This is a genomic window from Streptomyces cinereoruber (assembly GCF_009299385.1).
Classification (GTDB): domain Bacteria; phylum Actinomycetota; class Actinomycetes; order Streptomycetales; family Streptomycetaceae; genus Streptomyces; species Streptomyces bikiniensis.
The window spans coordinates 5,899,732-5,926,282 of record NZ_CP023693.1; the positions used below are offsets into that span (position 1 = coordinate 5,899,732).

25 protein-coding genes are annotated in these 26,551 nt (G+C 74.2%); 9 read left to right on the forward strand and 16 right to left on the reverse strand.

Annotated features, from left to right (window positions below; genetic code table 11):
* Nucleotides 1-20 precede the first annotated feature (20 nt).
* The 5 genes from CP977_RS26590 to CP977_RS26610 form a co-directional block, all read right to left on the reverse strand.
* Entirely contained in the window at nt 21-2,150 is a 2,130-nt protein-coding gene (locus tag CP977_RS26590) for a 3-hydroxyacyl-CoA dehydrogenase NAD-binding domain-containing protein (protein WP_062751715.1), read from the reverse strand.
* Nucleotides 2,147-3,361 (reverse strand): thiolase family protein, encoded by a 1,215-nt coding sequence (locus tag CP977_RS26595; protein ID WP_109184252.1) that lies wholly within the window; start codon nt 3,359-3,361, stop codon nt 2,147-2,149. The genes CP977_RS26590 and CP977_RS26595 overlap by 4 nt, the downstream gene beginning before the upstream one ends.
* A gap of 218 nt (nt 3,362-3,579) precedes the next feature.
* A complete protein-coding gene (locus CP977_RS26600) occupies nt 3,580-4,863 on the reverse strand; it encodes an HRDC domain-containing protein (protein ID WP_152370931.1) in 1,284 nt (427 codons plus the stop codon).
* 81 nt (nt 4,864-4,944) lie between these two features.
* Nucleotides 4,945-5,610, reverse strand: a complete 666-nt coding sequence (locus CP977_RS26605; RefSeq protein ID WP_015037008.1) for a response regulator transcription factor — start codon at nt 5,608-5,610, stop codon at nt 4,945-4,947.
* 268 nt (nt 5,611-5,878) lie between these two features.
* Complete coding sequence (locus tag CP977_RS26610; RefSeq protein WP_062751712.1) at nt 5,879-6,583, reverse strand: DUF3000 domain-containing protein; 705 nt, start codon at nt 6,581-6,583, stop codon at nt 5,879-5,881.
* 91 nt (nt 6,584-6,674) lie between these two features.
* Here CP977_RS26610 and hemE point away from each other — a divergent pair, with 91 nt between their 5' ends.
* Entirely contained in the window at nt 6,675-7,751 is a 1,077-nt protein-coding gene (hemE, locus tag CP977_RS26615; RefSeq protein ID WP_062751711.1) for a uroporphyrinogen decarboxylase, read from the forward strand.
* 123 nt (nt 7,752-7,874) lie between these two features.
* On the opposite strand, the gene CP977_RS26620 is transcribed toward hemE, so the two are convergent.
* Both CP977_RS26620 and CP977_RS26625 read right to left on the reverse strand, forming a co-directional pair.
* A complete protein-coding gene (locus tag CP977_RS26620) occupies nt 7,875-9,278 on the reverse strand; it encodes an FAD-dependent oxidoreductase (RefSeq protein ID WP_152370932.1) in 1,404 nt (467 codons plus the stop codon).
* A 10-nt stretch (nt 9,279-9,288) separates the two neighbouring features.
* Nucleotides 9,289-10,335, reverse strand: a complete 1,047-nt coding sequence (locus CP977_RS26625) for a DUF4349 domain-containing protein (RefSeq protein ID WP_152370933.1) — start codon at nt 10,333-10,335, stop codon at nt 9,289-9,291.
* A 138-nt stretch (nt 10,336-10,473) separates the two neighbouring features.
* Between CP977_RS26625 and hemG the strand changes: the two genes are divergently transcribed.
* Both hemG and hemQ read left to right on the forward strand, forming a co-directional pair.
* The gene (gene hemG / locus CP977_RS26630; protein ID WP_152370934.1) at nt 10,474-11,970 is read left to right on the forward strand and encodes a protoporphyrinogen oxidase; all 1,497 of its coding nucleotides are present in this window, start codon (nt 10,474-10,476) and stop codon (nt 11,968-11,970) included.
* Between the two features lie 17 nt (nt 11,971-11,987).
* Nucleotides 11,988-12,701 carry a hydrogen peroxide-dependent heme synthase gene (gene hemQ, locus CP977_RS26635; protein WP_062751707.1) on the forward strand — a complete coding sequence of 238 codons (714 nt, stop codon included), beginning with the start codon at nt 11,988-11,990 and terminating at the stop codon, nt 12,699-12,701.
* Between the two features lie 223 nt (nt 12,702-12,924).
* On the opposite strand, the gene CP977_RS26640 is transcribed toward hemQ, so the two are convergent.
* From CP977_RS26640 to CP977_RS26650, 3 genes are all read right to left on the reverse strand, one after another.
* A complete protein-coding gene (locus CP977_RS26640) occupies nt 12,925-13,995 on the reverse strand; it encodes a TIGR04222 domain-containing membrane protein (RefSeq protein ID WP_183953356.1) in 1,071 nt (356 codons plus the stop codon).
* Entirely contained in the window at nt 13,992-15,428 is a 1,437-nt protein-coding gene (locus CP977_RS26645; protein WP_152370935.1) for an MbnB/TglH/ChrH family RiPP precursor modification enzyme, read from the reverse strand. The genes CP977_RS26640 and CP977_RS26645 overlap by 4 nt, the downstream gene beginning before the upstream one ends.
* 123 nt (nt 15,429-15,551) lie before the next feature.
* Nucleotides 15,552-16,235 (reverse strand): peptidyl-tRNA hydrolase, encoded by a 684-nt coding sequence (locus CP977_RS26650; protein WP_062751704.1) that lies wholly within the window; start codon nt 16,233-16,235, stop codon nt 15,552-15,554.
* 144 nt (nt 16,236-16,379) lie between these two features.
* Here CP977_RS26650 and CP977_RS26655 point away from each other — a divergent pair, with 144 nt between their 5' ends.
* Genes CP977_RS26655 through CP977_RS26665 form a run of 3 tightly spaced genes read left to right on the forward strand, consistent with a single transcriptional unit; the run spans nt 16,380 to nt 18,137 of the window.
* A complete protein-coding gene (locus tag CP977_RS26655) occupies nt 16,380-17,249 on the forward strand; it encodes an ABC transporter ATP-binding protein (protein ID WP_152371644.1) in 870 nt (289 codons plus the stop codon).
* Nucleotides 17,246-17,896 (forward strand): ABC transporter, encoded by a 651-nt coding sequence (locus tag CP977_RS26660; RefSeq protein ID WP_152370936.1) that lies wholly within the window; start codon nt 17,246-17,248, stop codon nt 17,894-17,896. Before CP977_RS26655 ends, CP977_RS26660 begins: the two co-directional genes overlap by 4 nt.
* Before the next feature lie 25 nt (nt 17,897-17,921).
* Entirely contained in the window at nt 17,922-18,137 is a 216-nt protein-coding gene (locus tag CP977_RS26665) for a hypothetical protein (RefSeq protein WP_062751702.1), read from the forward strand.
* Between the two features lie 6 nt (nt 18,138-18,143).
* Here CP977_RS26665 and CP977_RS26670 read toward each other — a convergent pair whose 3' ends face one another.
* Together CP977_RS26670 and CP977_RS26675 are read right to left on the reverse strand one after the other, a co-directional pair.
* Entirely contained in the window at nt 18,144-19,010 is an 867-nt protein-coding gene (locus tag CP977_RS26670) for a polysaccharide deacetylase family protein (protein WP_062751701.1), read from the reverse strand.
* A gap of 58 nt (nt 19,011-19,068) precedes the next feature.
* The gene (locus CP977_RS26675) at nt 19,069-19,266 is read right to left on the reverse strand and encodes a hypothetical protein (protein WP_152370937.1); all 198 of its coding nucleotides are present in this window, start codon (nt 19,264-19,266) and stop codon (nt 19,069-19,071) included.
* 112 nt (nt 19,267-19,378) lie between these two features.
* Here CP977_RS26675 and CP977_RS26680 point away from each other — a divergent pair, with 112 nt between their 5' ends.
* Nucleotides 19,379-20,923: a helix-turn-helix domain-containing protein gene (locus CP977_RS26680; RefSeq protein ID WP_152370938.1), complete on the forward strand. Its 1,545-nt coding sequence runs from the start codon at nt 19,379-19,381 to the stop codon at nt 20,921-20,923.
* On the opposite strand, the gene CP977_RS26685 is transcribed toward CP977_RS26680, so the two are convergent.
* The 4 genes from CP977_RS26685 to zapE form a co-directional block, all read right to left on the reverse strand.
* Complete coding sequence (locus CP977_RS26685; protein WP_109184262.1) at nt 20,909-21,838, reverse strand: polyphosphate kinase 2 family protein; 930 nt, start codon at nt 21,836-21,838, stop codon at nt 20,909-20,911. The genes CP977_RS26680 and CP977_RS26685 overlap by 15 nt on opposite strands.
* Before the next feature lie 79 nt (nt 21,839-21,917).
* On the reverse strand, nt 21,918-23,309 hold the full coding sequence (locus tag CP977_RS26690; RefSeq protein ID WP_152370939.1) for an alkaline phosphatase PhoX: 1,392 nt from the start codon (nt 23,307-23,309) through the stop codon (nt 21,918-21,920).
* Nucleotides 23,310-23,504: 195 nt separating this feature from the next.
* Nucleotides 23,505-23,930 carry an OsmC family protein gene (locus CP977_RS26695; protein WP_062751696.1) on the reverse strand — a complete coding sequence of 142 codons (426 nt, stop codon included), beginning with the start codon at nt 23,928-23,930 and terminating at the stop codon, nt 23,505-23,507.
* 38 nt (nt 23,931-23,968) lie between these two features.
* Nucleotides 23,969-25,054, reverse strand: a complete 1,086-nt coding sequence (zapE, locus tag CP977_RS26700; protein ID WP_109184263.1) for a cell division protein ZapE — start codon at nt 25,052-25,054, stop codon at nt 23,969-23,971.
* A gap of 36 nt (nt 25,055-25,090) precedes the next feature.
* On the opposite strand from zapE, the gene CP977_RS26705 reads away from it, so the two are divergent.
* Nucleotides 25,091-25,921: a pyrimidine reductase family protein gene (locus CP977_RS26705; protein ID WP_152370940.1), complete on the forward strand. Its 831-nt coding sequence runs from the start codon at nt 25,091-25,093 to the stop codon at nt 25,919-25,921.
* A gap of 105 nt (nt 25,922-26,026) precedes the next feature.
* Nucleotides 26,027-26,497 carry an indole-3-glycerol phosphate synthase gene (locus CP977_RS26710; protein WP_079130980.1) on the forward strand — a complete coding sequence of 157 codons (471 nt, stop codon included), beginning with the start codon at nt 26,027-26,029 and terminating at the stop codon, nt 26,495-26,497.
* Nucleotides 26,498-26,551: the final 54 nt, after the last annotated feature.

Consider the following 26,551-nt stretch of genomic DNA (forward strand, 5'->3'; position numbering starts at 1 on the left):
CTCATGGGCTCCCGCAGGCGTTACGCCGGGACGCTCGCCACGCCCTGCGCCAGGAAACGCTTCCCGTTGACGCGCTCGGAGACGCCCTCGCGGTCCAGGTACGGCGTGATGCCGCCCAGGTGGAAGGGCCAGCCGGCGCCCGTGATCAGGCAGAGGTCGATGTCCTGCGCCTCGGCGACGACACCCTCCTCCAGCATCAGGCCGATCTCCTGCGCCACCGCGTCCAGGACGCGGTCGCGGACCTGCTCCTCGGTCAGGACGGTGTCGCCCTGCTTGAGGAGGGCGGCGACCTCGGGGTCGAGCTCCGGCTTCCCGGAGTCGTACACGTAGAAGCCGCGCTTGCCGGCCTCGACGACCGCCTTCAGGTTGGGGGAGACCTTGAAGCGCTCGGGGAAGGAGCGGTTCAGGGTCTCGGAGACGTGCAGACCGATCGCCGGGCCGACCAGCTCCAGGAGGACCAGCGGCGACATCGGCAGGCCGAGCGGCTCGATGGCCTTCTCCGCGGTCTCGACGGAGGTGCCCTCGTCGATGACGTTCTGGATCTCGCCCATGAAGCGGGTCAGGATGCGGTTCACGACGAACGCCGGGGCGTCCTTGGTGAGGACCGCGGTCTTCTTCAGCTTCTTCGCCACGCCGAAGGCGGTGGCGAGGGAGGCGTCGTCCGTCTGCTCGCCGCGCACGATCTCCAGGAGCGGGAGGATCGCGACCGGGTTGAAGAAGTGGAAGCCGACCACGCGCTCGGGGTGCTTGAGCTTGGAGGCCATCTCCGAGACGGACAGCGAGGAGGTGTTGGTGGCGAGGATCGCGTGCGCCGGGGCGACCGCCTCGACCTCCGCGAACACCTTCTGCTTGACGGACATCTCCTCGAACACGGCCTCGATGACGAAGTCCGCGTCCGCGAAGCCCTCGGCCTTGTCCAGGACGCCGGAGACCAGGCCCTTGAGGCGGTTGGCCTTGTCCTGGTTGATGCGGCCCTTGCCGAGCAGCTTCTCGATCTCGGCGTGGACGTAGCCGACGCCCTTGTCGACGCGCTCCTGGTCGATGTCGGTCAGGACGACCGGCACCTCCAGGCGGCGCAGGAAGAGCAGGGCCAGCTGGGAGGCCATCAGACCGGCGCCGACGACGCCGACCTTGGTGACCGGGCGGGCCAGCGACTTGTCCGGGGCGCCGGCGGGGCGCTTGCCGCGCTTCTGCACCAGGTTGAAGGCGTAGATGCCGGAGCGCAGCTCGCCGCCCATGATCAGGTCCGCGAGGGCCTGGTCCTCGGCGTCGAAGCCCTTCTGCAGGTCCCCGTCCTTGGCGGCCTCGATGATGTCGAGGGCGCGGTAGGCGGCCGGGGCGGCGCCGTGCACCTTGGAGTCGGCGACGAAGCGGCCCTTGGCGACGGCCTGGTCCCAGGCCTCGCCGCGGTCGACCTCGGGGCGCTCGACGGTGGTGGTGCCGTTGAGGACGGAGGCCGTCCAGATCAGCGACTGCTCCAGGAAGTCCGCGCCCTCGAACAGGGCGTCGGCGATGCCGAGCTCGAAGACCTGCTTGCCCTTGAGCTGACGGTTCTGGTTCAGCGAGTTCTCGATGATGACCGAGACGGCCTTCTCGGCGCCGATCAGGTTCGGCAGGATGGCGCAGCCGCCCCAGCCGGGCACCAGGCCGAGGAAGACCTCGGGCAGCGAGAAGGCCGGCAGGGCCTTCGACACGGTGCGGTAGGTGCAGTGCAGACCGACCTCGACGCCGCCGCCCATGGCCGCGCCGTTGTAGTACGCGAAGGTCGGCACGGCGAGGGAGGACAGGCGCTTGAAGACGTCGTGGCCGCCCTTGCCGATGGCGAGGGCCTCCTCGTGCTTCTTCAGCAGCTCGACGCCCTTGAGGTCGGCGCCGACGGCGAAGATGAACGGCTTGCCGGTGAGGCCGACGCCGACGATCTCGCCGTTCGCGGCCTCGGCCTCGACCTGGTCGATCGCCGTGTTCAGGTTGGCGAGGGACTGCGGCCCGAAGGTGGTCGGCTTGGTGTGGTCGAAGCCGTTGTCCAGCGTGATCAGCGCGAACCGGCCCGCACCCGCGGGCAGTTCGAAGTGCCGTACGTGGGCGCTGGTGACGACCTCGTCCGGGAAGAGCTCGGCGGCGCCCTTCAGAAGCTCGGCGGTGGTGCTCACTTGCCCTCCCAGTGGGGGTTCTCCCAGATGACCGTCGCGCCCATGCCGAAGCCGACGCACATGGTGTTGAGGCCGTAGCGGACCTGCGGGTTCTCCTCGAACTGGCGGGCCAGCTGCGTCATCAGGCGGACGCCGGAGGAGGCCAGCGGGTGGCCGTAGGCGATGGCGCCGCCGTACTGGTTCACGCGGGCGTCGTCGTCGGCGATGCCGTAGTGCTCCAGGAAGGCGAGGACCTGGACCGCGAAGGCCTCGTTGATCTCGAAGAGGCCGATGTCCTCGATGGTCAGGCCGGCCTGCGCGAGGGCCTTCTCGGTGGCGGGGATCGGGCCGTAGCCCATGACCTCGGGCTCGACGCCGGCGAAGGAGTACGAGACCAGGCGCATCTTGACCGGGAGGCCGTTCTCCCGGGCGAAGTCCTCGGAGGCGATGATCGAGGCGGTGGCGCCGTCGTTCAGGCCGGCCGCGTTGCCCGCGGTCACGTTGCCGTGGACGCGGAACGGGGTCTTCAGGCCGGCCAGCGACTCCAGGGTGGTGCCCGGGCGCATCGGCTCGTCGGCGGTGACCAGGCCCCAGCCCGTCTCGCCGCCCTCGGCGTTGGTGCGGCGGACCGAGATCGGCACCAGGTCCGGCTGGATCTTGCCGTCGGCGTACGCCTTGGCGGCCTTCTCCTGCGAGCGCACGGCGTACTCGTCGGCGCGCCGCTTGGTGATGCTCGGGTAGCGGTCGTGCAGGTTCTCGGCGGTCATGCCCATGAAGAGGGCGGACTCGTCGACGAGCTTCTCCGACACGAAGCGCGGGTTCGGGTCGACGCCCTCGCCCATGGGGTGGCGGCCCATGTGCTCGACGCCACCGGCGATGACGGCGTCGTACGCGCCGAAGGCGATCGAACCGGCGGTCGTGGTGACGGCGGTCAGCGCGCCGGCGCACATGCGGTCGATGGAGTAGCCCGGCACCGACTGCGGCAGCCCGGCGAGGATGCCCGCCGTGCGGCCGAGGGTCAGGCCCTGGTCGCCGATCTGCGTGGTCGCGGCGATGGCGACCTCGTCGATCTTCGCGGGGTCGAGGCCGGGGTTGCGGCGCAGCAGCTCCCGGATGGCCTTGACGACGAGGTCGTCGGCGCGGGTCTCGTGGTAGATGCCCTTCGGGCCCGCCTTGCCGAACGGGGTGCGGACGCCGTCGACGAAGACGACGTCCCTGACGCTACGAGGCACGATGGCTCTCCTCCAGGGTGCGGGACGGCCTGCTGCGGCGCACGCCTAAGCGCGCGCTTGCTCCCCCCATGCTACTTACGAGTAACCATGCTGCCCACCCCCTGGGGGCCAAGCGGCGAAGGTCACACCGGGAACTCTGCCGCAGATGGCCGGAAACGACGGAGCCCCCGTCACCCTTCCGGGTGCGGGGGCTCCGCGGGGGAGTTCCCCTCGCGCGGTTACGCGGTCGCCGCCAGCGCCTTCACCAGGAGCGGGGTCACCAGCTCCACCTGCCAGGGGCGCGCGCCGTGGCCCGTCAGGGCGGCGGCGACGCGGTCGGGGTCGGCCGGGGACGGGGGCTCCCAGCAGACCCGGCGCACGGTGTCCGGGGTGATCAGGTTCTCCTGCGGCAGGTTCAGCTCCTCCGCGAGCGCCGAGACCGCCGCGCGCGCCGCCGACAGGCGGGCCGCCGCGACCGGGTCCTTGTCGGCCCAGGCACGCGGCGGGGGCGGCCCCGCCGGCTGCTGGCCCGGCTGGGGCAGCTCGTTCTCCGGCAGCGCCCTGGCCCGGTCCACCGCCGCCTGCCACTGCTCCAGCTGACGCCGGCCCATCCGGTGGCCGAAACCCGTCAGCGCGGTCAGCGCGGCCAGGTTCACCGGCACCGCGAGGGCCGCCTCCACGATCGCCGCGTCGCTCAGCACCTTGCCGGGGGAGACGTCGCGCCGCTGGGCCACCCGGTCGCGGGCCGTCCACAGCTCCCGTACGACCGCCATCTGGCGCCGCCGGCGCACCTTGTGCATGCCGGAGGTGCGCCGCCACGGGTCCTTGCGCGGCGGGGCGGGCGGGGCGGCGGCGATCGCGTCGAACTCCTGGCGCGCCCACCCCAGCTTCCCCTGCCGGTCGAGCTCCTCCTCCAGGGCGTCCCGCAGGTCCACGAGGAGTTCCACGTCGAGCGCCGCGTACCGCAGCCAGGGCTCGGGGAGCGGCCGGGTCGACCAGTCCACGGCGGAGTGGCCCTTCTCCAGGGCGTAGCCGAGGACGGACTCGACCATCGCGCCGAGGCCGACGCGCGGGAAGCCCGCGAGCCGCCCGGCCAGCTCGGTGTCGAAGAGCGAGGTCGGCCGCATGCCTATGTCGCGCAGGCAGGGCAGGTCCTGGGTGGCGGCGTGCAGGATCCACTCGGTGCCGGACAGCGCCTCGCCGAGCCCCGAGAGGTCGGGGCAGCCCACGGGGTCGATCAGGGCGGTGCCCGCGCCCGCGCGGCGGAGCTGGACGAGGTAGGCGCGCTGGCCGTAGCGGTAGCCGGAGGCGCGCTCGGCGTCCACGGCCACGGGGCCGGTGCCGGCGGCGAAGGCGGCGATCACCTCCGCGAGCGTGTCCGCGGTCTCGACGACGGGGGGAACCCCCTCGCGGGGCGCCAGCAACGGGGTCGGAAGCCCATTCGCAGGGACGTCGTCGTCCGGGGGGCCGCCCCCGGTGGTGCGCAGTGCCGCGTCTGCTGCGGTCTCTTGGGCGTCGGTCACCCGTCAAGGGTATCGGTGAACGGCGGGCACCTGTCGACGGAACGTTCCGTCGACAGGTGCCCGCCGGTTGTCCACCGAGGGTCAGTGGATGATCCCCGTCCGCAGGGCCACCGCGACCATTCCGGCGCGGTCGCCGGTGCCCAGCTTGCGGGCGATGCGGGCGAGGTGGCTCTTCACGGTCAGGGCGGACAGGCCCATGGACACGCCGATCGCCTTGTTCGACTGGCCCTCCGCGACGAGCCGCAGCACCTCGACCTCACGGCCGGAGAGCTCGCGGTAGCCGCCCGGGTGGCTCGGGGCACCCGGGGGGCGGCGGTGGCCCAGACGGGCCGCCGCGGCGCCGATGGGGGCGGCGCCGGGGCGGGTGGGGTGACCGATGTTGGTCCGGGTGCCGGTGACGACGTAGCCCTTCACGCCGCCCGCGAGGGCGTTGCGCACGGCGCCGATGTCGTCGGCGGCCGAGAGGGCGAGGCCGTTGGGCCAGCCCGCGGCGCGGGTCTCGGACAGCAGGGTCAGACCGCTGCCGTCGGGCAGGTGGACGTCGGCAACGCAGATGTCGCGCGGGTTGCCGACGCGGGGACGGGCCTCCGCGATGGACGACGCCTCGATCACGTCACGTACTCCGAGGGCCCACAGGTGGCGGGTCACGGTGGAACGGACGCGCGGGTCGGCCACGACGACCATGGCCGTCGGCTTGTTCGGGCGGTAGGCGACCAGGCTTGCGGGCTGCTCGAGGAGAACGGACACCAGGCCTCCTGGGGGGAAGGTGGGGGACGGGGCCGGCTCGGGGAAGAAGCCGGGGGGCGAACCCGTGCTGTGAAGGGGTCACTGACTCCTTCGGCAGCAGGGCCGCCCGCCTTTAGGGAAAGATCACGATTTGGTGAGTAACAATTGGGGCAATTCGGACGCTTGATCGATCATCCTACGAGCGGGCCCCGCTCCTTCACCCTCCCGGGGGAGCCCCGGAGTGCCTTTGCGAACGTCCCGCGTGGCGTTCCGGAGCGCCCCGGCCCCCTCAGACCTGCTGCGGCCCCCGCCGCTGCGGCAGCGAGACGACGCCCGCGCCCGTGGTCGTCCCCGTCGTCCCCGCCGCCCCCGGCTCGGCCGGCGCGGGCGGCAGCCCCGCGATCTGGCACAGCAGGTCGCACCAGGCCGCCAGGTGCGCCCCCGTGTCCGGCACCCCGCCCAGGCCCTCGCGCGGCGTCCACGACGCCCGGATCTCGATCTGGGTCGCCGGCCGCCGGTCCGCGAGCCCCCCGAAGTAGTGCGAGCCCGCCATCGTCACGGTCCCGCTCGCCTCCCCGTACGCGAGCCCCCGCGCCTCCAGGGCCCCGGTCAGCCAGGACCAGCACACCTCCGGCAGCAGCGGGTCCGCCGCCATCTCCGGCTCCAGCTCCGCCCGCACCAGCGTCACCAGGCGGAACGTTCCCTTCCAGGCCTCGTGCCCGTCCGGGTCGTGCAGCAGCACCAGCCGCCCGTCCGCCAGGTCCTCCTCGCCGTCGACGACGGCCGCCTCCACCGCGTACGCGTACGGCGCCAGCCGCTGCGGCGGCCTGGTCGGGTCCACCTCGATCTCGGACCGCAGCCGCGCCGAGCGCAAGGCCTCCACCGCCCGCCGGAAAGCCGGTGGCACCGGGTTCGTCTCCGTACTGCCCGCCGTTTCGTCCGTCCCTCGATCGCCGTCGGAATGATCGGAAAAGTGTCCCTGAGCCGCAGCCATGCCGGGAAGAGTAGGCGGAACGGGCCCTTCGTGCAGGGAGGGACACCCTGCCCGGACGAGCGGCTTCCCGCCACATGCGAAGATTCTGGGCGTGAGTGCCAACGACAGCCCGCAGGGCCAGCAGACGAAGCAGCAGTCGCGGACGCACGACTCCGCGTTCCTCAAGGCGTGCCGGCGCGAACCGGTGCCGCACACCCCCGTCTGGTTCATGCGGCAGGCCGGGCGCTCCCTCCCCGAGTACCTGAAGGTCCGCGAGGGCATCCCCATGCTGGAGTCGTGCATGCGGCCCGAGCTGGTCACCGAGATCACGCTCCAGCCGGTGCGCCGCCACAAGGTCGACGCCGCCATCTACTTCAGCGACATCGTCGTCCCCCTCAAGGCCATCGGCATCGACCTCGACATCAAGCCCGGCGTCGGCCCGGTCGTCGCCGACCCGATCCGCACCCGCGCCGACCTGGCCCGGCTGCGCGACCTCACCCCCGAGGACGTCCACTACGTCACCGAGGCCATCGGCATGCTCACCGGCGAGCTGGGCGACACCCCGCTCATCGGTTTCGCCGGCGCGCCTTTCACCCTCGCGAGCTACCTCGTCGAGGGCGGTCCGTCGCGCAACCACGAGCACACCAAGGCGCTCATGTACGGCGACCCGCAGCTCTGGGCCGACCTCCTCGACCGCCTCGCCGACATCACCTCGGCCTTCCTCAAGGTCCAGATCGAGGCCGGCGCCTCCGCCGTGCAGCTCTTCGACTCCTGGGTCGGCGCCCTCGCCCCGGCCGACTACCGCCGCTCCGTGATGCCCGCCTCCGTGAAGGTGTTCGACGCGGTCGCCGGGTACGGCGTCCCGCGCATCCACTTCGGCGTCGGCACGGGCGAGCTGCTCGGCCTCATGGGCGAGGCGGGCGCGGACGTCGTCGGCGTCGACTGGCGCGTCCCGCTGGACGAGGCCGCCCGCCGCGTCGGCCCCGGCAAGGCGCTCCAGGGCAACCTCGACCCCGCCGTCCTCTTCTCCACCCGCGAGGCCGTCGAGGCCAAGACGGACGAGGTCCTGGCCGCCGCGAAGGGCCTGGAGGGACACGTCTTCAACCTGGGCCACGGCGTCCTGCCCACCACCGACCCGGACGCGCTGACCCGCCTCGTCGAGTACGTGCACACGCACACGGCCGTCTGACCCGACCGCGGGGAAGCACGGCCGAGTACGCGCACGTCCGCACGACCGGCCGACCGCCGGGAAGCAACTCACGCGACGGCGACGGCCGCCGGGGCACCCCGGCGGCCGTCGCCGTCTCCGCGCTCAGCCCGCCGCGCGGACCGCCGCCGTCGCCTTGCGGGCCGCGACGAGCACCGGGTCCCACACCGGCGAGAACGGCGGCGCGTACCCCAGGTCCAGGGCCGTCATCTGCTCCACCGTCATCTTCGCCGTGAGCGCCACCGCCGCCACGTCCACCCGCTTCGCCGCGCCCTCCCGGCCCACGATCTGCGTCCCGAGCAGCCGCCCGGTCCGCCGCTCGGCCAGCATCTTCACCGTCATCGGCGCGGCCCCCGGGTAGTAGCCCGCCCGGCTGGTCGACTCGACCGTCACCGTCACGAACCGCAGCCCCACCTCCCGGGCCTCCTTCTCCCGCAGGCCGGTCCGCGCGATCTCCAGGTCGCACACCTTCGACACCGCCGTGCCCACCATGCCCGGGAAGGTCGCGTAGTCGCCGCCGACGTTCGACCCGATGACCTGGCCCTGCTTGTTCGCGTGCGTCCCGAGGGCCACGTGCCGCATCCGGCCCGAGACCAGGTCCAGGACCTCGACGCAGTCGCCGCCCGCCCAGACGTTCCCGTGCCCCCGCACCCGCATCGCCAGGTCGGTGAGCAGCCCGCCGTACGCCCCGAGCGGCAGCCCCGCCTCCTCGGCGAGCGTGGTCTCCGGCTCCACGCCCGTGCCCAGGACCACCACGTCCGCCGGGTACTCCTCGTCGTCCGTCGCCACCGCCCGGACCCGGCCGTCGGGGCCGGTGAGCACCTTCGTGACCGCCGCCGAGTTGACCGTCCTGATCCCGAGCCCGTCCATCGCCGCGTGCACGAGCCGGCCCATGTCCGGGTCGAGGGTCGCCATCGGCTGCTCGCTGCGGTTGAGGACGGTCACCTCGTACCCCCGGTTGAGGAGCGCCTCGGCCATCTCCACGCCGATGTACCCGGCGCCGACCACCACCGCCCGCCGGCCCTCCGCACCGGAGCCCCCGGCACCGGAGTCCTCCGTGCGGGACAGCGCGTCGATCAGGGCCTGGCCGTCGTCCAGGTTCTGCACGCCGTGCACCCCGGGCGCGTCGATCCCCGGCACCGGCGGGCGCAGCGGCCGCGCCCCCGTCGCGATCACCAGCTTGTCGAAGCCGGTCCACTCCTCCGTACCGGACTCCAGGTCCCGGGAGCGGACCCGCTGCCGGTCGACGTCGATCTCCGTCACCTCGGTCCGCGTCCGCAGGCCGATGTCACGGGCCCGGTGCTCCTCGGGGGAGCGGGCGATCAGTTCGTCGCGCGAGCCGACGTCCCCGCCGACCCAGTACGGGATGCCGCAGGCCGAGTACGAGGAGAAGTGCCCGCGTTCGAAGGCGACGATCTCCAGCTCCCCGGGGGACTTGAGCCTGCGCGCCTGCGACGCGGCGGACATGCCCGCCGCGTCGCCACCGATGACCACCAGTCGTTCGCTCATGGGGACGACGCTACTTCTCCGGGGCCCCTCCGGTCTCCGGGGCCTGCGGGGCCACGGGCGCCCCGGCGGCGTTCCGCTCGACCCCGGCGTCCCCGGGGCGCGGTCCCGGCACCGGCGCGGGGCGGCGGGCGGCGAGCCGGGGGCGGATCAGCCGGCTCCAGAGGAGGAAGGCGGCCAGACCGACCGCGAGCCACGGGGCCAGGGCGGCGAGCACGACCAGGACCCAGGCCGCCACGCCGACCAGGGCGTTCCAGCCGCCGCTCAGGGCGTCCAGGAAACCGGGACGGCCCTCCTCCTTCGGCTCCTCGTCCTTCGGCTCCTCCTTCCGCTTCTCGGTGAGCTGGAGGGTGATCGTCGCCAGCGACGTCCGGTCCTTCAGCGAGGACTGCTGCGCGAGCAGCGCCTCCAGGTCGGCCTGACGCCGGCTCAGCTCGGCCTCCAGGGTCACCACGTCGGACAGCTTGTCCGCCCGGTCCATCAGCTCCCGCACCCGCGCCACGCTCGCCCGCTGGGTGGCGATCCGGCTCTGCACGTCCACCACCTGGTCGGTGACGTCCTGGGCGTCGGCCTTGCGGTTCAACAGCTTTCCGGTGCCCGCCAGTTCGGCGAGGACGGAGTCGTACTTCCCCTGCGGCACCCGCAGCACGATCCGCGAGGCGAGGGACGTGTCGTCCATCCGCTCCGTCGACTCGTCCTCGACCCGTCCGCCCGCGTCCACCGCCACCGTACGGGCCGTGGCCAGGGCCTTCGCCGCGTCCGCGACCTCCACGGACAGCGAGGCGGTACGGATGACGTGCTGCTGGGCCGGCGCCTTCGCCGCGGCCTTCCCGGAACCGGAGCCGGAACCGGAACCGGCGTCCGACCCGGAGCCGGGCCCCGAGCCGGACGAGGCCCCCGAGGAGCCGTCCGCCGCGCCCCCGCCCGGCGCCCGGTCGGCGGGCCGCTCCGCCCGCGCCCCCGCCGCCCTGTCGCCCACGTCCGACCCGCCCGCGCCGCAGCCCGTCAGGACCAGCGACGCCGTCAGCAGGACGGCGGCCGTCGTACTCGTTCTCCGCACGGGAACCCCCCAAGGTGGTGACGATCGATGCCCCTTTGACGTACGACCCGGCGGCGCGGGTTGCCGTCCGGCGGTAGCGATGCGGTCACGGTCCGGCCTCGGAACGGAAGCGGACGGGCGGTTTGAGAGAGTGGCCCCATGAACGCGGACACCACGGCACCCCACGTCGTCGTCGCCGGGGGCGGGATCACCGGCCTCGCCGCCGCCCACCGGCTGGCCCTCGCCGGCCACCGGGTGACCCTCCTCGAAGCGGACGGCCGGCTCGGCGGCAAGCTCCTCGCCGGGGAGGTCGCGGGCGCCCCCGTGGACCTCGGCGCCGAGTCGCTGCTCGCCCGCCGCCCCGAGGCGGTCGCCCTCGCCCGCGCCGTCGGCCTCGGCGACCGGCTCCAGGCCCCCGCCACCACCACCGCGTCCGTCTGGTCCCGGGGCGACCTCGTCCCCATGCCGAAGGGGCACGTCATGGGCGTCCCCGGCGACGCCCGCGCGGTCGAGGGCCTGCTCTCCGAGGAGGGCGTGCGCCGGATCGCCGCCGACCCCGACCTGCCGCCCACCGTGATCGGGGACGACGTCGCCATCGGCGCGTACGTCGCCGCCCGGATGGGCCCCGAGGTCGTCGACCGCCTCGTGGAACCCCTCCTCGGCGGGGTGTACGCCGGGGACGCCCACCGCATCTCCATGCGGGCCGCCGTTCCCGCCCTCTTCGAGGCCGCCCGTGCGCACCCCACGCTCACCGACGCCGTCCGCGCCGTCCAGCGGGCCGGCGCCGCCGTCCCGGCCGACGCGGCGGGCGCCGCCACCGGCCTCGGCGGCTCGGTCTTCGCCGGTGTCGAGGGCGGCGTCGGCACCCTGCCCGGCGCGGTCGCCGGCGCGGTCCGCGCCGCCGGCGGCGAGATCGTCCCGAACACCCCCGTGACGGCGCTGCGCCGCACCGGGGCCACCGGCTGGCAGGTGGTGGCCGGCGACCGGGTCCTCACCGCCGACGCCGTCCTCCTGGCCACCCCCGCCGGGCCCGCCGCCGCGCTCCTCGCGGAGCACGCCCCCGCCGCCGCGAGCGGGCTCGGAGCGATCGAGTACGCCTCGATGGCCCTGGTCACCCTCGCGTTCCGCCGCGCGGACGTGTCCCTCCCGGCCGGCTCCGGCTTCCTCGTGCCCCCCGTCGACGGCCGCACGATCAAGGCCTCCACCTTCTCCTCGCAGAAGTGGCGGTGGGTCGCCGACGCCGCCCCCGACCTGTTCGTGCTGCGCACCTCCGTCGGCCGCCACGGCGAGGAGGAGCAGCTGCGCCGCGAGGACGCCGACCTCGTGGACGCCTCCCTCGAGGACCTCGCCGCCGCCGTCGGCCTCGCCGCCCGGCCCGTCGCCACCGTGGTCACCCGCTGGGCCGGCGGCCTGCCCCAGTACCCGGTCGGCCACCTCGCCCGCGTCGCCCGCGTCCGCGAGGCCGTCGCCGCCCTGCCCGGACTGCGGATCGCGGGCGCCGCGTACGACGGCGTCGGCATCCCCGCCTGCATCGCCTCGGCGCACCGCGCGGCCGACGAGATCGCGGGCGCGCTCACCGGCGGGACCCCCGGCCGCGCCGACGAGATCATCGCCACGTCGGAAACGGCGCCCCCCGGTGCGGGGCACTCCTCGTGAAGGGCGAGAATAGGCGTATGAGTGCGCCCGAAAAGATCCCGAACGCCGGTAAGAAGGCGAAGGACCTCAACGAGGTCATCCGCTACACCCTGTGGTCCGTCTTCAAGCTGCGCGACGTCCTGCCCGAGGACCGGAGCGGCTACGCCGACGAGGTCCAGGAGCTGTTCGACCGGCTCGCGGCCAAGGACATCACGATCCGGGGCACGTACGACCTCTCCGGTCTGCGCGCCGACGCCGACGTCATGATCTGGTGGCACGCCGAGACGAGCGACGAGCTCCAGGAGGCGTACAGCCTCTTCCGCCGCACCCGCCTGGGCCGCGCCCTGGAGCCGGTCTGGTCGAACATGGCGCTGCACCGCCCGGCCGAGTTCAACAAGTCGCACATCCCGGCCTTCCTGGCCGACGAGAACCCGCGCGACTACGTCTCGGTCTACCCCTTCGTCCGCTCGTACGACTGGTACCTGCTGCCGGACGAGGACCGCCGCCGGATGCTCGCCGACCACGGCAAGATGGCCCGCGGCTACCCGGACGTCCGTGCCAACACGGTCGCCTCCTTCTCGCTCGGCGACTACGAGTGGATCCTCGCCTTCGAGGCCGACGAGCTGCACCGCATCGTGGACCTCATGCGCCACCTGCGCGCCTCCGAGGCGCGGATGCACGTCCGCGAGGAGGTCCCGTTCTTCACCGGCCGCCGCAAGAGCGTCGCCGACCTGGTGGCGGGCCTGGCCTGACGGCCGTACGAAAACCTGGTGGCGGCCCGGCTCCCGGCCGGGCGCGCCATCCCCCGACCCGGAAGATCAGACGGCCGGCGGACCCCATCCGCCCGCCGCTCCAGCGACACCGGGTCCGGCTCCTGGTGCGGCGCGCGTCACGCGCGCCGCACCGGCGTCATTTCCGGGGCCTTTTCCCGGGACCGGTCCGTACGGCTTTACCGGGACCGGTCCGTACGGGCGGTCAGCTGCTGGAGCTGGAACACGAGCTCGAACTGGAGCTTGAGCACGAGCTGGAGCTCGAACTCGAACACGAGCTGGAACCCCCGCCACAGCTGCCGGCACCGCCGCCGGAGCCCCCGCCGCAACCGGAGCCACCTGCCGAGCAGGAACCGGAGGAGCACGAGCCCGACGAGCAGGCGCCCCGGCCGCCCCCGTCCCCTCCGCCGCACGAGCCGGAGTCCGCGCACCACACGGCGACCACGCCGAACCCGTCCGTCCCCGAGGAGGACGAGGAGGAGTGGTGGTGCGGGAACGGCCCCGGACGCCCGCCGCGCCGGGACCCCCGCGGCCCGTTGACCCGGGCCGCCGCGAGGAGCTGCTCCCGGAGTACGGGGTCGGGCAGCGCCCGCAGCCCGTGCAGGGCCACGAGGGTGCCGGCGTCCGCGAGGTGCCCCCGCTCGCGCCCGTACGAGGTGAGCGCGCCACGCCCGGCCGGGGTGATCCGCCCGGCGGAGACCGAACCGCAGACGCCGGCCGTGATCCCGAGGGCGAGCATCAGCGGCAGCACCTTGACGACGAACGGCACCGAGAACCCGTCGTTCGTCGCGAAGTCGACGATCGTGAGGAAGATCGAGACCGGGAACAGGAGGAACGCCGCGATGCCGGTCCCGGCGCACCACCAGACCGTCGTGCGCCGCGCGGCCGGGTCCACGAGCAGCCCGCGCTCCGCGAGGCCGTCGCCGATCTCCTGCACCGCCGGGTGCCGCATCACGGCGAGCCGCAGGTGGTGCAGGGCCCCGTGCGGGGCGGCGGCGTGCTCCTGGAGCACCGCGCGCTCCACCAGGTCGCGCGCGGTGGGGCGGACGACGGCCACGATGCCGGGCCCGCCGACCGCGATCCGGCCGTCCGCCTGGAGGGCGGCGAGGGCGCTGTCGGCGACCCGGGCGGGCCCGCCGTTGAGGAACGCGGCCTCGTACCGGTCGTGGACCGGGCCGCCGGAGCCGCCCCGTGACCGGACGACCCGGGTGACCAGCAGGACGATCGCGGCGGCGCCCGCGAGGTAGAGGAGGGCGAGCAGGAGGCCCATGGTCATCTCCGTACGAGTGCGTGGCGGGCGGCCCGGAGGAGCCGCGTGGCGGGGCCCGGCGGGCGGCTGCCGGAACGGTCCTGCCACCACCGGGTGAGCAGGCGGTGCGCGGCCGGGTCCTCCGGGCGCCCGGCGAGCAGCAGGTGCTCGGCGAAGTCGAGCGCGTCCCGGCGGTAGCCGCCGCTCATGGGACGGGACCGGGCGTACGCGAGGAACGCGGGCCGGAACTCCCGGCCCAGGATCCCGGGCAGCTCCGGCGCGACCTTGGCGACCACCCCGGCCCGCTTGGCGGCGAGCGCCCGGCTCTGCACCCCGATCCGCCGGCTGTCGAACCCCTCGGGCACGGGCGTCCCGGCCACCAGGGCCGAGAGCAGCGAGGCCTGCGCGAGCCCGAGCCGCTGCCGCGCGCCTTCGACGGAGGGGGTTCCGGACGGCTGCCGGGCGCCCCCGCCCCGTACGGGCACGGGTGCGACGGCCTCCGGTACCGCCGGGGGAGCGTCCGCGACGGCGCCGGGCATCGGCCCGCCGGAGACGCGGGCGCCGGCGCCGATGAGCAGCGGCCGACCGGCGGACTTCTCCGCCGCCGCGCTCCGGCCGACGGACGCCCCGGCCACCGACGCTCCCGCCACCGTCGCCCGGATCACGGCCAGTTCCTCCGCCAGCTCCTCCGCCGGGGGGAAGTCGTCGTCCCGCTCCAGGAGCACCCCGGGCGGCGAGACCCGGGACGCGAGGTCGGCGAGGACGTCGAGGACCGGGCGGGGCACCGGGTGGGCGTGGGTGTCGTGCCAGACGCCGTCCCGCTCGACACCGCCCGCCACGTGCACGTACGCGATGGCCTCGACGGGCAGTTCGGACAGGGCCCGGGCCGGGTCCTCGCCGCGGTTGACGTGGTTGGTGTGCAGGTTGGCGACGTCGATGAGGAGCCGCACCCCGGTGCGCTCCACCAGCTCCGCGAGGAACCGCCCCTCCGTCATCTCCTCGCCCGGCCAGGAGATCAGGGCGGCGATGTTCTCCAGGGCGAGCGGCACGGGCAGCGCGTCCTGCGCGATGCGCACGTTCTCGCAGAGCACGTCGAGGGCGTCGCGGGTGCGGGGCACGGGCAGCAGGTGGCCCGCCTCCAGCGCCGGGGACGCGGTGAGCGCCCCTCCGGCCCGTACGAACGCGATGTGCTCCGTGACCAGCGGCGCCCCCAGCGCCACCGCCTTCTCGCCGAGCGCCGCGAGCCGCGCCGGGTCCGGCCGGTCCGCGCCGCCGAGCCCGAGCGACACCCCGTGCGGCACGACCGTGACGCCGCGCCGCCGCAGCCGGGTCAGGGAGTCGGGCAGGTGGTCCGCGCAGATGTTCTCCGCGACGACCTCCACCCAGTCGAGCCCGGACAGCCCCTCCACCGCCTCCGCGATCTCGGGACGCCAGCCGATGCCGATGCCGAGTTCCGTCATGTCCCCCTCCTTCGGTCCTCAGTTCCCCAGTGATGGCCCGTCCGGGGACGCCCGAACCCCGGAACGCCGACGTTCAGAGCTTCATTTGAGGTTTCGGAGGGTCCGGGGCCCCCGGCCGCCGTCTCAGCCGGTGCGGGGGAACGCCGACACGACCGTGGCCGAGCCCGGGGCGATCTCCGTGAAGCCCGCGTCGCGGACGACCGGGAGGCCGCTCGTGGTGAGGGCGGGCCAGTCGGCGGCCGGGGCGGTGCGGACGGCGAGGGGGAAGCCCGCCTCGCGCCAGGCCGTGCGCTCGGCGTCCGGCATGGCCCACCAGAGCAGCTGCGCGCCGTGGCCCGCCTGGGCCATCGACTTGCCGGCCGACATGTCCAGGTCGGGGTTGAACCAGAGGACCGCCGCGCCCTCCGGGGCGGGACCGGGGGCGGCCGGGTCGTCGAGGTCGGTGCCCGAGACCTGGAGGCGGGCCAGGTCCTTGGGCCAGCCGTCGAGCGGGACCGGCGGGAAGACCCGCACCTCGGCCTCCGTGCCGGTGACCGTGATGCCGGGGAGCGCGCACGCCCGCCGCCACTCGGCGCCGCGCGCCCGGCGCACCACCTTGCGGATACGGGCGTCCTGCCAGTCGGCCACGGCCCGCGCCCACTCGCCCTCGCCGGTGGAACGCCCGTCGGTCAGGAGCTCCAGGACGGCCCGCGCCGCGGTCTCCAGGGCGTCGGTGCGGGCCGGGGGCGCGTCGCGCTCGATCCGTACCACCAGGGGGAGGACGAACTGCGGCCTCTCGTCGCGGGAATCGGTCTCGTCGCTGCTCACCGGGCAAGTCTGCCATCGCGGTCACGAGCACCGTCACCGGCGCCGTGACGAGCGGTTTTGTGGGGATCGCCGCTTCCACGCCAGGATGCCCCCATGAGGAGCGATCTTTCCGCCGGGGAACGGCCCGCCCCCGGGGACGGCCGGGTGAGGCTGGAGGGGGTCGGGCGCCGGCACGGCCCGCGGGGGCCGTGGGTGCTGCGCGGGATCGACCTCGACCTGCCCGCCGCCGCCCTCGTCCGGGTCACCGGCACCAACGGCACCGGCAAGTCCACCCTGCTCCGGCTGCTCGCCGGCATCGACGCGCCCACCGAGGGACGCGTCACCGGACGGCCCGCCCGCACCGCGTACGTCCCCGAGCGCTTCCCCGCCGCGCTGCCGTTCACGGCCCTCGGCTACCTGGTCCACCTCGGCCGCGTCCAGGGCCTCGGCCGGACGGCCGCCCGGGCCCGCGCGGGGGAGTGGCTGGAGCGCTTCGGGGCCGGCGGGCACGCCCGTACCGGGCTCGCGGAGCTCTCCAAGGGCACGAGCCAGAAGGTCGCCGTCGCGCAGGCGCTCCTCGCCGACCCGGCCCTCCTCGTCCTCGACGAGGCCTGGACCGGTCTCGACGCCGGGGCCCGCGCCGCACTCGACGTCGCCGTCCGCGAACGCGTCGCGGCGGGCGCGACGGTCGTCTTCGTCGACCACGACCCGCGCCGGCTGCGGGGCGAGACGGGCGCGGTGTACGAGGTGGGGGCGGGCCGGGTGCTGCCGGGGCGGGAACCGGCGGCGCGGGCCCCGGAGGCCCCCGTGCGGATCACCGTCTCCGGCGGGTCCGCGCTCCCCGGCCGGCTGCCGGGGGACCCGGCCGTCGCGCCCGGCCCCGACGGCACCACCGTCCTCACCGTGGACGCGGACCGCTCCGACGCCCTGCTCGGGGCGCTCCTCGCGGCCTCCTGGCACGTCCACCAGCTCCGTACGGCGAAGGCCGACGTTCCCGAAATCCCCGACGTCCCCGAAGGAGACGTGCGGACATGACCGCGCTGCTGCGCTACCAGTCGGGTCTCCTCTTCCGCTCGCAGCGGTGGCTCGCGCCGCTCCTGCTGTACGCGGTCTTCATCGGCGTCGGCGTCCAGGCGGCCGAACCCGTGCTCGACGCGCTCGGGTTCACCGCCGCCGCCCTGCTCCCGGTGACGGCCTGGACGGTGCGGATCTGCCTCACCCAGGAGCCGCCCGCCGCCCGGAACGTGGTCGCGGCCGCCGCCGGCCGGAACCGCGCCCACCTCGCGGCGTTCCTCGCCGGGACCGCCTGGCCGCTGCTGCCCGGCACGGTCGCCGTCCTCCTCGTGACGCTCGTGAGCGACCGGCGCGGGATCCCGGTCCCCGCCGCGGCCGTCACCGGGCTCCTCGCGGCGCTGGCCTGCGCCCTCACGGGCGCCGCCGTGGGCGCGCTGGCCTCCCGGCCCTTCCTCAAGGCCTCCGGCTGGTCCCTCTCGGCCCTGGTCCTCGGCTCCCTCCTCGCCTTCGTGGTCACCGGCTCCCCGGCGAAGCACGCCATGACGGCCCTGACCGCCGGGGCCCGCACGGCGACCGCCGACCCGCCCTGGCCCGCCTTCGCGGGCGCCCTGCTCCTCGCGGCAGCGGCGGCGACCCTCGCCTGCCGCGCCACGGCACGCCTGGAGTGAGCGCGCCGGGAGTAGGCTCGGACGTATGACCGAGTCCACGCCCGCGCACGCGTCCGCGCCCGTCTCCGCGTCGTACTGCGCCCCCGAGCCCGCCCCGAGGCCCGAGCCGGCCACCGAGGGTCCCTTCGCCGCCTGCGTGCTGTGCCAGGAGCCGACCGAGTACCCGGAGTCGGCCAAGGGCATCACGCTCTGCCCGGTGTGCGAGTGGCAGGAGGCCCAGCGCACGGCCTGCTCCGGCTGAGATCCCTCAGCCCCTCATCAGCTCCGAGACCTTCACGAAGCGGTAGCCGCGGGCCCGCAGCTCCGGGACGATCCGGCGGATCGCCCGCTCGGTGGCGGGCGCGGCGCTCCGCGTGCAGTGCAGGACCACCAGCGAACCGGGCCTCACGCCGTCGAGCACCTGCTCGGCGACCGCGTCCGCGTCCTTCGCGAAGGCGTCCCCGCCGACCACGTCCCACTGGACCGCCGTCACCCCGGCGGGGCCGAGGGAGCGCAGGGCCGCGTCGTCGTAGCAGCCGCCGGGGAAGCGGAAGTACGGGACGACGTTGACGGCCCCGGCGTCCCGGAAGGCGTCGAAGGCGCGCCGCACGTCCGCCGCCATGTCGGGCCCGGCGACGGTGGGCAGACCGTAGCAGGGGGACGCGAAGGCGTAGTGGCTGTACGAGTGGTTGGCGATCTCGAAGAGCGGGTCGCCGCCGATGGACCGGGCCTGGTCGGGGTACTCCTCCGCCCAGCGGCCCGTCATGAAGACGGTCGCGTCCACCTTCAGGCGGCGCAGGGTCGCGATCAGCTCCGGGTTGTCGAAGCGCTCGCCGCGTGCGGCCCGGGGCCCCTGGTCGGCCGTCATGTCGGCGTCGAAGGTGAGCGCCACGACCTTCTCGGCGCTCTGCGGGGAACTCGCGGCCCGGCGCGTGTAGACGGGCGTGAGCCCGTTGGGCCCGGGTGCCATGGTCGGCGCGGCGGCGGGCTCGGCGCCGGGCTTGGGGCGGGCGGCGGCGGTCGTGCTCGCCCGGGGCGAGGGGGTGTCACCGGTCGCCGGCGTGCTCGCGGCCTTCGGGACGGCCCCTTCGCCGCAGCCGACGAGGGCGGCGCCCAGAAGACCGAGCACCGCCACTTTTCGTACATAAATGTTCACAGTCGGAAGTTATCCGATCGGATGGTTTTCGGATGGTTCATCGCTCGCGACTCGACAGGAGGAGCACCCGGGTCCACACGCTCAGCTGACGCACCATCGCCTGGGCGTGCGCGGCCCGCTCGCGGCGGAAGGGGAGGACGAGCAGGGCGGGCAGGAAGGCGAGGGTCACGAGGAGGAGGGGGACGGTCGCGACGAGGACGATCAGGGCGCGCTGGGCCCGGCGGAGGGCAAGCATCGGATTCCTTCAGTAGGAGGTGGACGAGTCCTCACCGTCGGCCGGGTCGGGTACGTTGCGAAAGCCGCAACCGTTGCCGGTGCGGTGTCAACGGGTCCGGGGGAGGGGCACCATGACCGAAGTGGCGCGTACGCGGGGCGGATCGTCGGAGGTCGAGCGGGGCGGGATCGCCGAAGTTGCGGCGCTCGGCAACGAGTTGACGGGCCTGTTCAACAGGCTGGGCATCACGCAGAGCCAGTACGCGTACCGCGTCCACCTCGACAAGTCCGCCGTCTCCCGTTACCTGAGCGGCCGGAGACTGGCGCCCCAGGAGTTCGTCGACCGGCTGGTCCGGGAGGTCGAGGAGCACGTCGGCGCGCCCCTCCAGCCGGACGCCAGGGAGGCGATCCGGAGCCGGCGCCTGGAGGCGCTGCGGGCCTGCAACCCGGCGGAGTACGAGCTGGAGACGCTCCGGGGCGAGCTGGCCCGCTCGCGGCGGGACGCGGAGCGGGTGAACCGCAACATCGAGGCCCTGCACGTGCTCCTGGAGCACAAGCAGTCCGAGGTCCGCGCCGTCGCCGACGACCTCACCCGCCTCCGCCTGGACTGGGGCGCCGAGCGCACCGCCCTCGCCCGCTCCCAGGAGGAACTGCGGTCCGAGATCGCCCGGCTCCGCGAGGACCTGGCGGACGCGGAACGGCTGCGCCTCGAGGCCGAGCGGCGGGGGGAGGAGCTGCGGGGGACGGTGCTGCGCCTTGAGGAGGAGCTGTCGCGGCGGCGCCCGGCGGGCGGGACGGGAGAACTGCCCCTGGACGACTTCAAGCGGCAGATCGTCGCGATGACGGAGGCCGAGGACTTCCCGGAGGTGGCGCGGGAGCTGACCGAGGCGGCGGCGTCGCGTCCGCTGGAGGAGGTCGTGGAGCTGCTGCGGTGGCTGGCGGAGGACGAGGCGGGACCGGTGCCCGCGGAGACGTTCGCCGTGGACGCCGTGCGGCTGCGCCCCTTGGAGGACGTCCTCGCCCTCGTTCCGGAGATGACGCGCCGGCCGGGCCACTTCTCCATGACGGAGGCGTGGACGTCCGCGGTCGCCGCACGGGTGACCGTCCGCAACGCGGCCCTCGTCCACCAGCGGCTTCGTGCCTCAGGGTCCGGCTCCTTCCACGTGAGCGACTTGGTGCTGGCCAAAGCGTTGGAGCGGGTGCGGAGCGACACGGACGCGGTCGCCTTGGTGGCGGCCGCGTTGATCGAGGGTTCCTCCCTGGAGGAGCTGGATCAGGTGAGGACGGTGCTCGGCGGATGGCGCGAGTCCGATCCGTTCGGTCTCCGGGTCTCCGCCGGACTCGTGGAGCACGGCAGGCCCGACCTGGCGGACGCCGTCCTCACCACCTCCGCCGGCCGTCCGCTGGACGAACGGCACGAGGACCTGGAACTCGGCCGGAAGATCCGGGAGCTCGACAGCGCCCGGATCGACGTCCTGCTGGACCTCGCGGCAGGCCTGGAGAACGTGATGGCCACGACCGCCTTCGCCGCCCGGCTGTCCCACGCCGACGAGACCGCCCTCCTCGACCGACTCCTCACCGTCGTGGAGGCGCGGGGGAGGCTCGACCTCCTCGAACTCGGGATGTCCGTCAAACTGCGGCGCGCCGTCCTCGACTGGCGCCGCTCACGACGCCAGTAGCCGCTTCCGGCTCTCCTCCACGTCGAAGTCGCCCGGCGGGTACTTCGGGTCCAGCGCCTCCAGGTGTTCCAGGAGCAGCTTGCTGATCGCCCAGTTCCGGTACCACTTGCGGTCCGCCGGGACCACGTGCCACGGGGCCGTGTCCGTGCCGCAGCGCTCCAGGGCCAGTTCGTAGGCCTTCCGGTAGTCCGGCCACAGGGCCCGTTCCTCGATGTCGCCCGTGGAGAACTTCCAGTGCTTGTCGGGGTCGTCGAGCCGGGCGAGGAGCCGGGCGCGCTGCTCCTCGTACGAGAGGTGGAGGAAGACCTTGACGACCGTCACGCCGTCGTCCGCGAGGGCCTTCTCGAAGTGGTTGATCTGCCGGTAGCGGCGCTTGATCTCGGAGCCGGAGACCAGTTCGTGCACGCGGGGGACGAGGACGTCCTCGTAGTGCGAGCGGTCGAAGATGCCGATCTCGCCCGGCAGGGGGAGCGCCTTCTCGATCCGCCAGAGGAAGGGGTGCTCCCTCTCCTCCGGCGTCGGGGCCTTGAAGGCGCGCACCCGGCAGCCCGACGGGTTGAGGAAGCCGATCACGTGCTTGACCGTGCCGCCCTTGCCGCTGGTGTCCATGCCCTGGAGGACCAGGAGCAGTCTGCGCCGGTCCCCGGCGGTGCTCGACGCGTACAGGCGCTCCTGGAGGTCGGCGAGGCGCGGCCCCAGGGGAGCGGTCGCGGCCGTTCCGGCCGCCTTGTCGGCGGGGCCGGCCGGGATGCCGCGGGCGTCGTACGAGGCGAGGTCCACCGGCTCGCCCACGGGGACGCGCAGGACGTCCCGCAGGACCGGCTCCCGCTCCTCCCGCCCGCGCTTCTCCCCCCGCCCCTTCCGCTCCTCCCGCTCCTGCTTCCCCCGCTTGCCGCCCTCGTCCTTCTTCGGCATCTCGCGCTCCTTCCGCAGTCCCGCCCTCCTGCCCCCGATCCTCCACCGCAACCGGGCCGTCCGCGACCGCCGGGGCGGGTCAGCGGTGCCAGGGGCCCGTCACCGCGAACGTCGTCCCCGGCGTGTAGCAGTTGACGTACATCGTGCTCCGGTCCGGGGAGAAGGTGACCCCGGCGAACTCGCCCCACTCGGGCTCCTCGGGCGTGCCGATGTTCTGCCTCCCGCGCGCCACCGGGTAGACCTCGCCCCGCTCGCTCACTCCGAAGACGTGCTGCGCGCCGCCGCCGTCCTCGCTGACCATCAGGCCGCCGGTCGGCGCCAGGCAGATGTTGTCGGGGGACTCGCCCGGCAGCCTGATGTCGGTGCTCGGGCCGAAGACCACGACGAGGGTGAGCCGGCGCCGGTGCGGCTCGTACTTCCACACCTGGCCGAAGTGGGTGGCGGCCGAGCCGTCCCCGGTCCGCGCGAACGACGACACGAAGTAGACGGCCCGCCCGCCCCAGTAGCAGCCCTCCAGCTTCTGCGCGTGCGTGATGCCCTTCGGCCCGAAGTCCTGGAACCGGATCGGGGTCTCGGCCGCGAGCGGGTCCGGTACGGGGACCCACTCGACGCCCTCGAAGCGGGTGCCGGTCTCCCGGACCGCGGAGAGGTCGGGGACGCCCGGCACCCGCATCGCCTCCAGGGCGCCGCCCGCGCGCAGCGAGCCCGTGCCGCCGAGCGGCTTGCGGGGGAGGAAGCGGTAGAAGAGCCCGAAGGGGCGGTCGAAGGCGTCCTCCGTCTCGTACACGATGCCGCTGCGCGGATCGACGGCGACGGCCTCGTGCTGGAAGCGGCCCAGGGCGGTGAGCGGGACGGCGCCGGTGCGGCGCGGGTCGGCGCCGTCGACCTCGAAGACGAAGCCGTGGTCCTTGGCGTAGCCGTTCGTGCCGGCCTTGTCCTCGGTCTCCTCGCAGGTCAGCCAGGTGTTCCAGGGTGTGGGCCCGCCCGCGCAGTTGACGGCCGTGCCCGCGACGGCGACCCGCTCGCCGAGGACGTGGTTCCGCCCGTCGAGTTCGAGGACGGTGCAGCCGCCCTTGGCCGCCGGGTCGTACGTGAGGCCGGGGACGGTCGGGACGCCGAGCTTCCCGGTGGTCTTGTTCTCGTGGTTGCGGACCAGGTGCACCCGGCCCCGGTGGCCGGGGAAGGCGCCCATGCCGTCGTGGTTGCTCGGGACGGGTCCTTCGCCGGAGCGCAGGGGGTCGCCCTGCCGGGAGAGGACCTTGTAGCGGAAGCCGGCCGGCAGGTCGAGGAGGCCGCGGGGGTCGGGCACGAGGGGGCCGTAGCCTCCCCGGGGCGGGCGGTCGCCGGGGGCCCGGACGCCGGACGCGGCCGACGCGCTTCCGGCGAAGAGTTCGGAGAGGGCGCCGGTGAAGGCGATCCCGGCGACGGACGCGCCGGCACCGGACAGGATCTGTCGTCGTGTTGCGGACATGGGCAACGCTCCCCTGGGGGTACCCCCAGGCCGAAGGCCATGGGGGAGGACAGGACGTGACGCTCCGTCGCGTCACGTGTTGCCTGTGTGACGTGCGGCCCGCACGTGTGTATCACGCACTCCGGGGGCGCGTGAACCGTGCGGGCCGCAACTGTCCCGTGTGGCGCTGTTCCTGACCGGAAGTCAGGTGCGGAGTCAGCCCAGCTCGGCGGTGAGCGTGATGGTCGTGCCCGACAGCGCCTGGCTGACCGGGCAGTTCTTCTTCGCGTCCTCCGCCGCCGCCCGGAAGCCGTCCTCGTCCAGGCCGGGGACGTCGCCGCGCACGGTCAGGTGGATGCCGGTGATGCCCTCGCCGGGCTGGAAGGTGACGTCGGCCTTGGTCTCCAGACGGGCGGGCGGGGTGCCCGCGCCGGCGAGGCCGTGGGAGAGGGCCATCGAGAAGCAGGACGAGTGCGCGGCGGCGATCAGCTCCTCCGGGCTGGTCTTGCCGTTCGGCTCCTCCGACCGGGCGGGCCAGGAGACGTCGTACGAACCGAGGCCGGAGGAGTCGAGGGAGACGACGCCGGAACCCTGGAGGAGGTTGCCCTCCCAGACGGTGTGGGCGTGACGCACGGTGGCCATGGGGAATCCCTTTCGATCGATCGGGTACGGCCCCCAAGCTACTGCGCGACGAGCCCCTTCGCGTCGCGGGCGAGCGCGGTGAGCCGCGAGATCGCCCGGAAGTACTTCTTGCGGTATCCGCCGTTCAGCATCTCGTCGCTGAACAGGCGGTCGAAGGGCAGGCCGGAGGCGAGGACCGGTATCTCGCGGTCGTAGAGCCGGTCGGCCAGGACGACCAGCCGCAGCGCGGTCGACTGGTCGGGCACGGGCCGCACGTCGGTCAGGCAGACGGCGGTGAGGTCGTCGGTCAGGGCGCCGTACCGGCTGGGGTGGACCCTGGCCAGGTGTTCGAGCAGGTGCGGGAAGTCGTCCAGGGAGGCGCCCGGCGTGGCGTACGCGGTCTCCGTGACGGTCTGGTCGGAGTACGGCGCGGGGGCCTCGGGCAGGCCGCGGTGGCGGTAGTCCTCGCCGTCGATCCGCAGCGGCCGGAAGTGGGCGGAGAGGCCCTGGATCTCGCGCAGGAAGTCGGCGGCGGCGAAGCGGCCCTCGCCGAGCTTGCCGGGCAGCGTGTTGGAGGTGGCGGCGAGCGCCACGCCCGACTCGACCAGCTTGCCGAGGAGGCTGGAGACGAGGACGGTGTCGCCCGGGTCGTCCAGCTCGAACTCGTCGATGCACAGGAGCCGGTGCCCGCTCAGGGTCTTCACGGTCTGCTGGAAGCCGAGCGCGCCGACCAGGTTGGTCAGCTCCACGAAGGTGCCGAAGGCCTTGAGGGCGGGGTCGGCGGGGGTCGCGTGCCAGAGCGAGGCGAGCAGGTGGGTCTTGCCGACGCCGTAACCGCCGTCCAGGTAGACCCCGCGCGGCCCGGTGGGGGCGGCGGGCTTCCTCGCGAACCAGCGGCGCTTCCCGGCGCCGGAGGCGTGCGCCCCGCCCAGGCCCTCGGCGAAGCCGCTCAGGACCTCGACGGCCTGCGTCTGGCTGGGCTGGTTCGGGTCCGGGATGTACGTGTCGAAGCGTACGGAGTCGAAGCGCGGCGGCGGCACCATCTCCGCCACCAGGCGCTCGGCGGGGACGTGGGGCTCTCGGGAGCAGAGCGAGAGCGGGGCCGCGGAGGAGGGGGCGGCTTCGGTGAGGGCACGGGTCGACACAGTTCCCCACTGTAAGCGCCATGTCAGACTGCCTGGATGCGACGCCTGTTTCCTGTGACGGACATGACAGCCGGACCGGCCGCGCCGACCGCACCCGCCGGACCCGCCCGCGAGACCGGACCCGCCGGTGGGGCCGGGGCGGCCGGGGACGGCGACTGGTCCCTCGACGCGCTCGCCGACGCCTACGCCTATCCGGAGGGCGCCGGCCCCTGGCTGCGGGCCAACATGGTCTCCTCGCTCGACGGTGCCGGCCAGCACGAGGGGCGCTCCCAGCCGCTCTCCTCCGAGACCGACATGCGGATCTTCGGGACCCTGCGCGGGCTCGCCGACGTGATCGTGGTGGGCGCGGAGACCGTACGCCTGGAGGGGTACCGCCCCGCCCGGGTGCGGGAGGCCTTCGCGGAGCGCCGGGCCGCCGCCGGGCAGGGCCCGGCTCCCGTGATCGCCGTCGTCACCGGCTCCCTCGACCTGGACTTCTCGCTGCCGCTCTTCACCGCGCCGCTGGTGCCGACCCTGGTCCTGACCGGGAGCGCGGCGCCCGCCGGGCGGGTCCGGGCGGCCCGGGAGGCGGGGGCGGAGGTGCTGTTCGCGGGCGACGGGACCCGGGTGGACCCGGCCCGCGCGCTCGCGGCCCTGACGGAGCGGGGCCTGCGGCGCCAGCTGACCGAGGGCGGGCCCCGGCTGCTCGGCCAGTTCGTGGCGGCGGGGGTCCTGGACGAGCTGTGCCTGACGATCTCGCCGACCATGACGGCGGGCGACGCCCAGCGGATCGCCGGAGGCCCCCGGGTGGCCGTCCCGACACGCTTCCAGGTGGCTTCCGTGCTTGAGCGGGACGGCTTCCTCTTCACCCGCTACCTTCGGTCCTGAGAAAAGCGGAATTCGCAGTTCCGCTTACCGTCCGCTGGGCACACTTACTGTCGCAGACCCCGTGCGAACACGGGGAAGGATGGTTTCCGCAGAAGGGCTCCTGAGGTGTTCACAAGCGTTCTGATGATCGAGAAGCCCCTGACGTCCGTCGACGTGGAATTCGTCACCACGCTGCACGGCGACGAGGGCGTGTCCTTCATCGTCCTGATGCAGCCGCGCGGTGACCAGGCCGATGTACTGCTGCGTGCCATCGACGACGTCGCCATGGGCGAACTGAAGGAAGCGGCCCGGGAGGGCGAGGAGCCGGAGGGCAAGGAGGCCAGGCCTCCGGCCGAGCAGGCACTGGAGCACTCGCTCCGGGCCCTGAGGGACGCCGGCTGCGAGGCGGTCGGCCAGGTGGTCGAGAACCACCCGCTCGACAAGATGAAGGCGGTCGTGGAGGAGGCGGGCGCGGACGAGGTCATCGTCCTGACCGCACCGCACTACGTGGAGGAGTTCTTCCACCGGGACTGGGCCTCCCGGGCCCGCCACAAGGTCGGCGTCCCCGTCCTGAAGCTCTTCGCGCACAGCGAGTGACCGGGCGGTGACGGCGGCCGGGCCCGCGCTCCGTGCAGGGGGCGCGGGCCCGGC

Bases quoted from the DNA above. Each gene is read 5' to 3' on its own strand.
- CP977_RS26705 (WP_152370940.1), top strand. From the start codon at position 25,091: ATGCGACGCCTGTTTCCTGTGACGGACATGACAGCCGGACCGGCCGCG.
- CP977_RS26685 (WP_109184262.1), bottom strand. From the start codon at position 21,838: ATGCCGAAGAAGGACGAGGGCGGCAAGCGGGGGAAGCAGGAGCGGGAG.
- hemQ (WP_062751707.1), top strand. From the start codon at position 11,988: ATGAGTGCGCCCGAAAAGATCCCGAACGCCGGTAAGAAGGCGAAGGAC.
- CP977_RS26610 (WP_062751712.1), bottom strand. From the start codon at position 6,583: ATGGCTGCGGCTCAGGGACACTTTTCCGATCATTCCGACGGCGATCGA.
- CP977_RS26620 (WP_152370932.1), bottom strand. From the start codon at position 9,278: ATGAGCGAACGACTGGTGGTCATCGGTGGCGACGCGGCGGGCATGTCC.
- CP977_RS26675 (WP_152370937.1), bottom strand. From the start codon at position 19,266: ATGCTTGCCCTCCGCCGGGCCCAGCGCGCCCTGATCGTCCTCGTCGCG.
- CP977_RS26690 (WP_152370939.1), bottom strand. From the start codon at position 23,309: ATGTCCGCAACACGACGACAGATCCTGTCCGGTGCCGGCGCGTCCGTC.
- CP977_RS26660 (WP_152370936.1), top strand. From the start codon at position 17,246: ATGACCGCGCTGCTGCGCTACCAGTCGGGTCTCCTCTTCCGCTCGCAG.
- CP977_RS26680 (WP_152370938.1), top strand. From the start codon at position 19,379: ATGACCGAAGTGGCGCGTACGCGGGGCGGATCGTCGGAGGTCGAGCGG.
- CP977_RS26645 (WP_152370935.1), bottom strand. From the start codon at position 15,428: ATGACGGAACTCGGCATCGGCATCGGCTGGCGTCCCGAGATCGCGGAG.
- hemG (WP_152370934.1), top strand. From the start codon at position 10,474: ATGAACGCGGACACCACGGCACCCCACGTCGTCGTCGCCGGGGGCGGG.
- CP977_RS26665 (WP_062751702.1), top strand. From the start codon at position 17,922: ATGACCGAGTCCACGCCCGCGCACGCGTCCGCGCCCGTCTCCGCGTCG.
- CP977_RS26695 (WP_062751696.1), bottom strand. From the start codon at position 23,930: ATGGCCACCGTGCGTCACGCCCACACCGTCTGGGAGGGCAACCTCCTC.
- CP977_RS26640 (WP_183953356.1), bottom strand. From the start codon at position 13,995: ATGACCATGGGCCTCCTGCTCGCCCTCCTCTACCTCGCGGGCGCCGCC.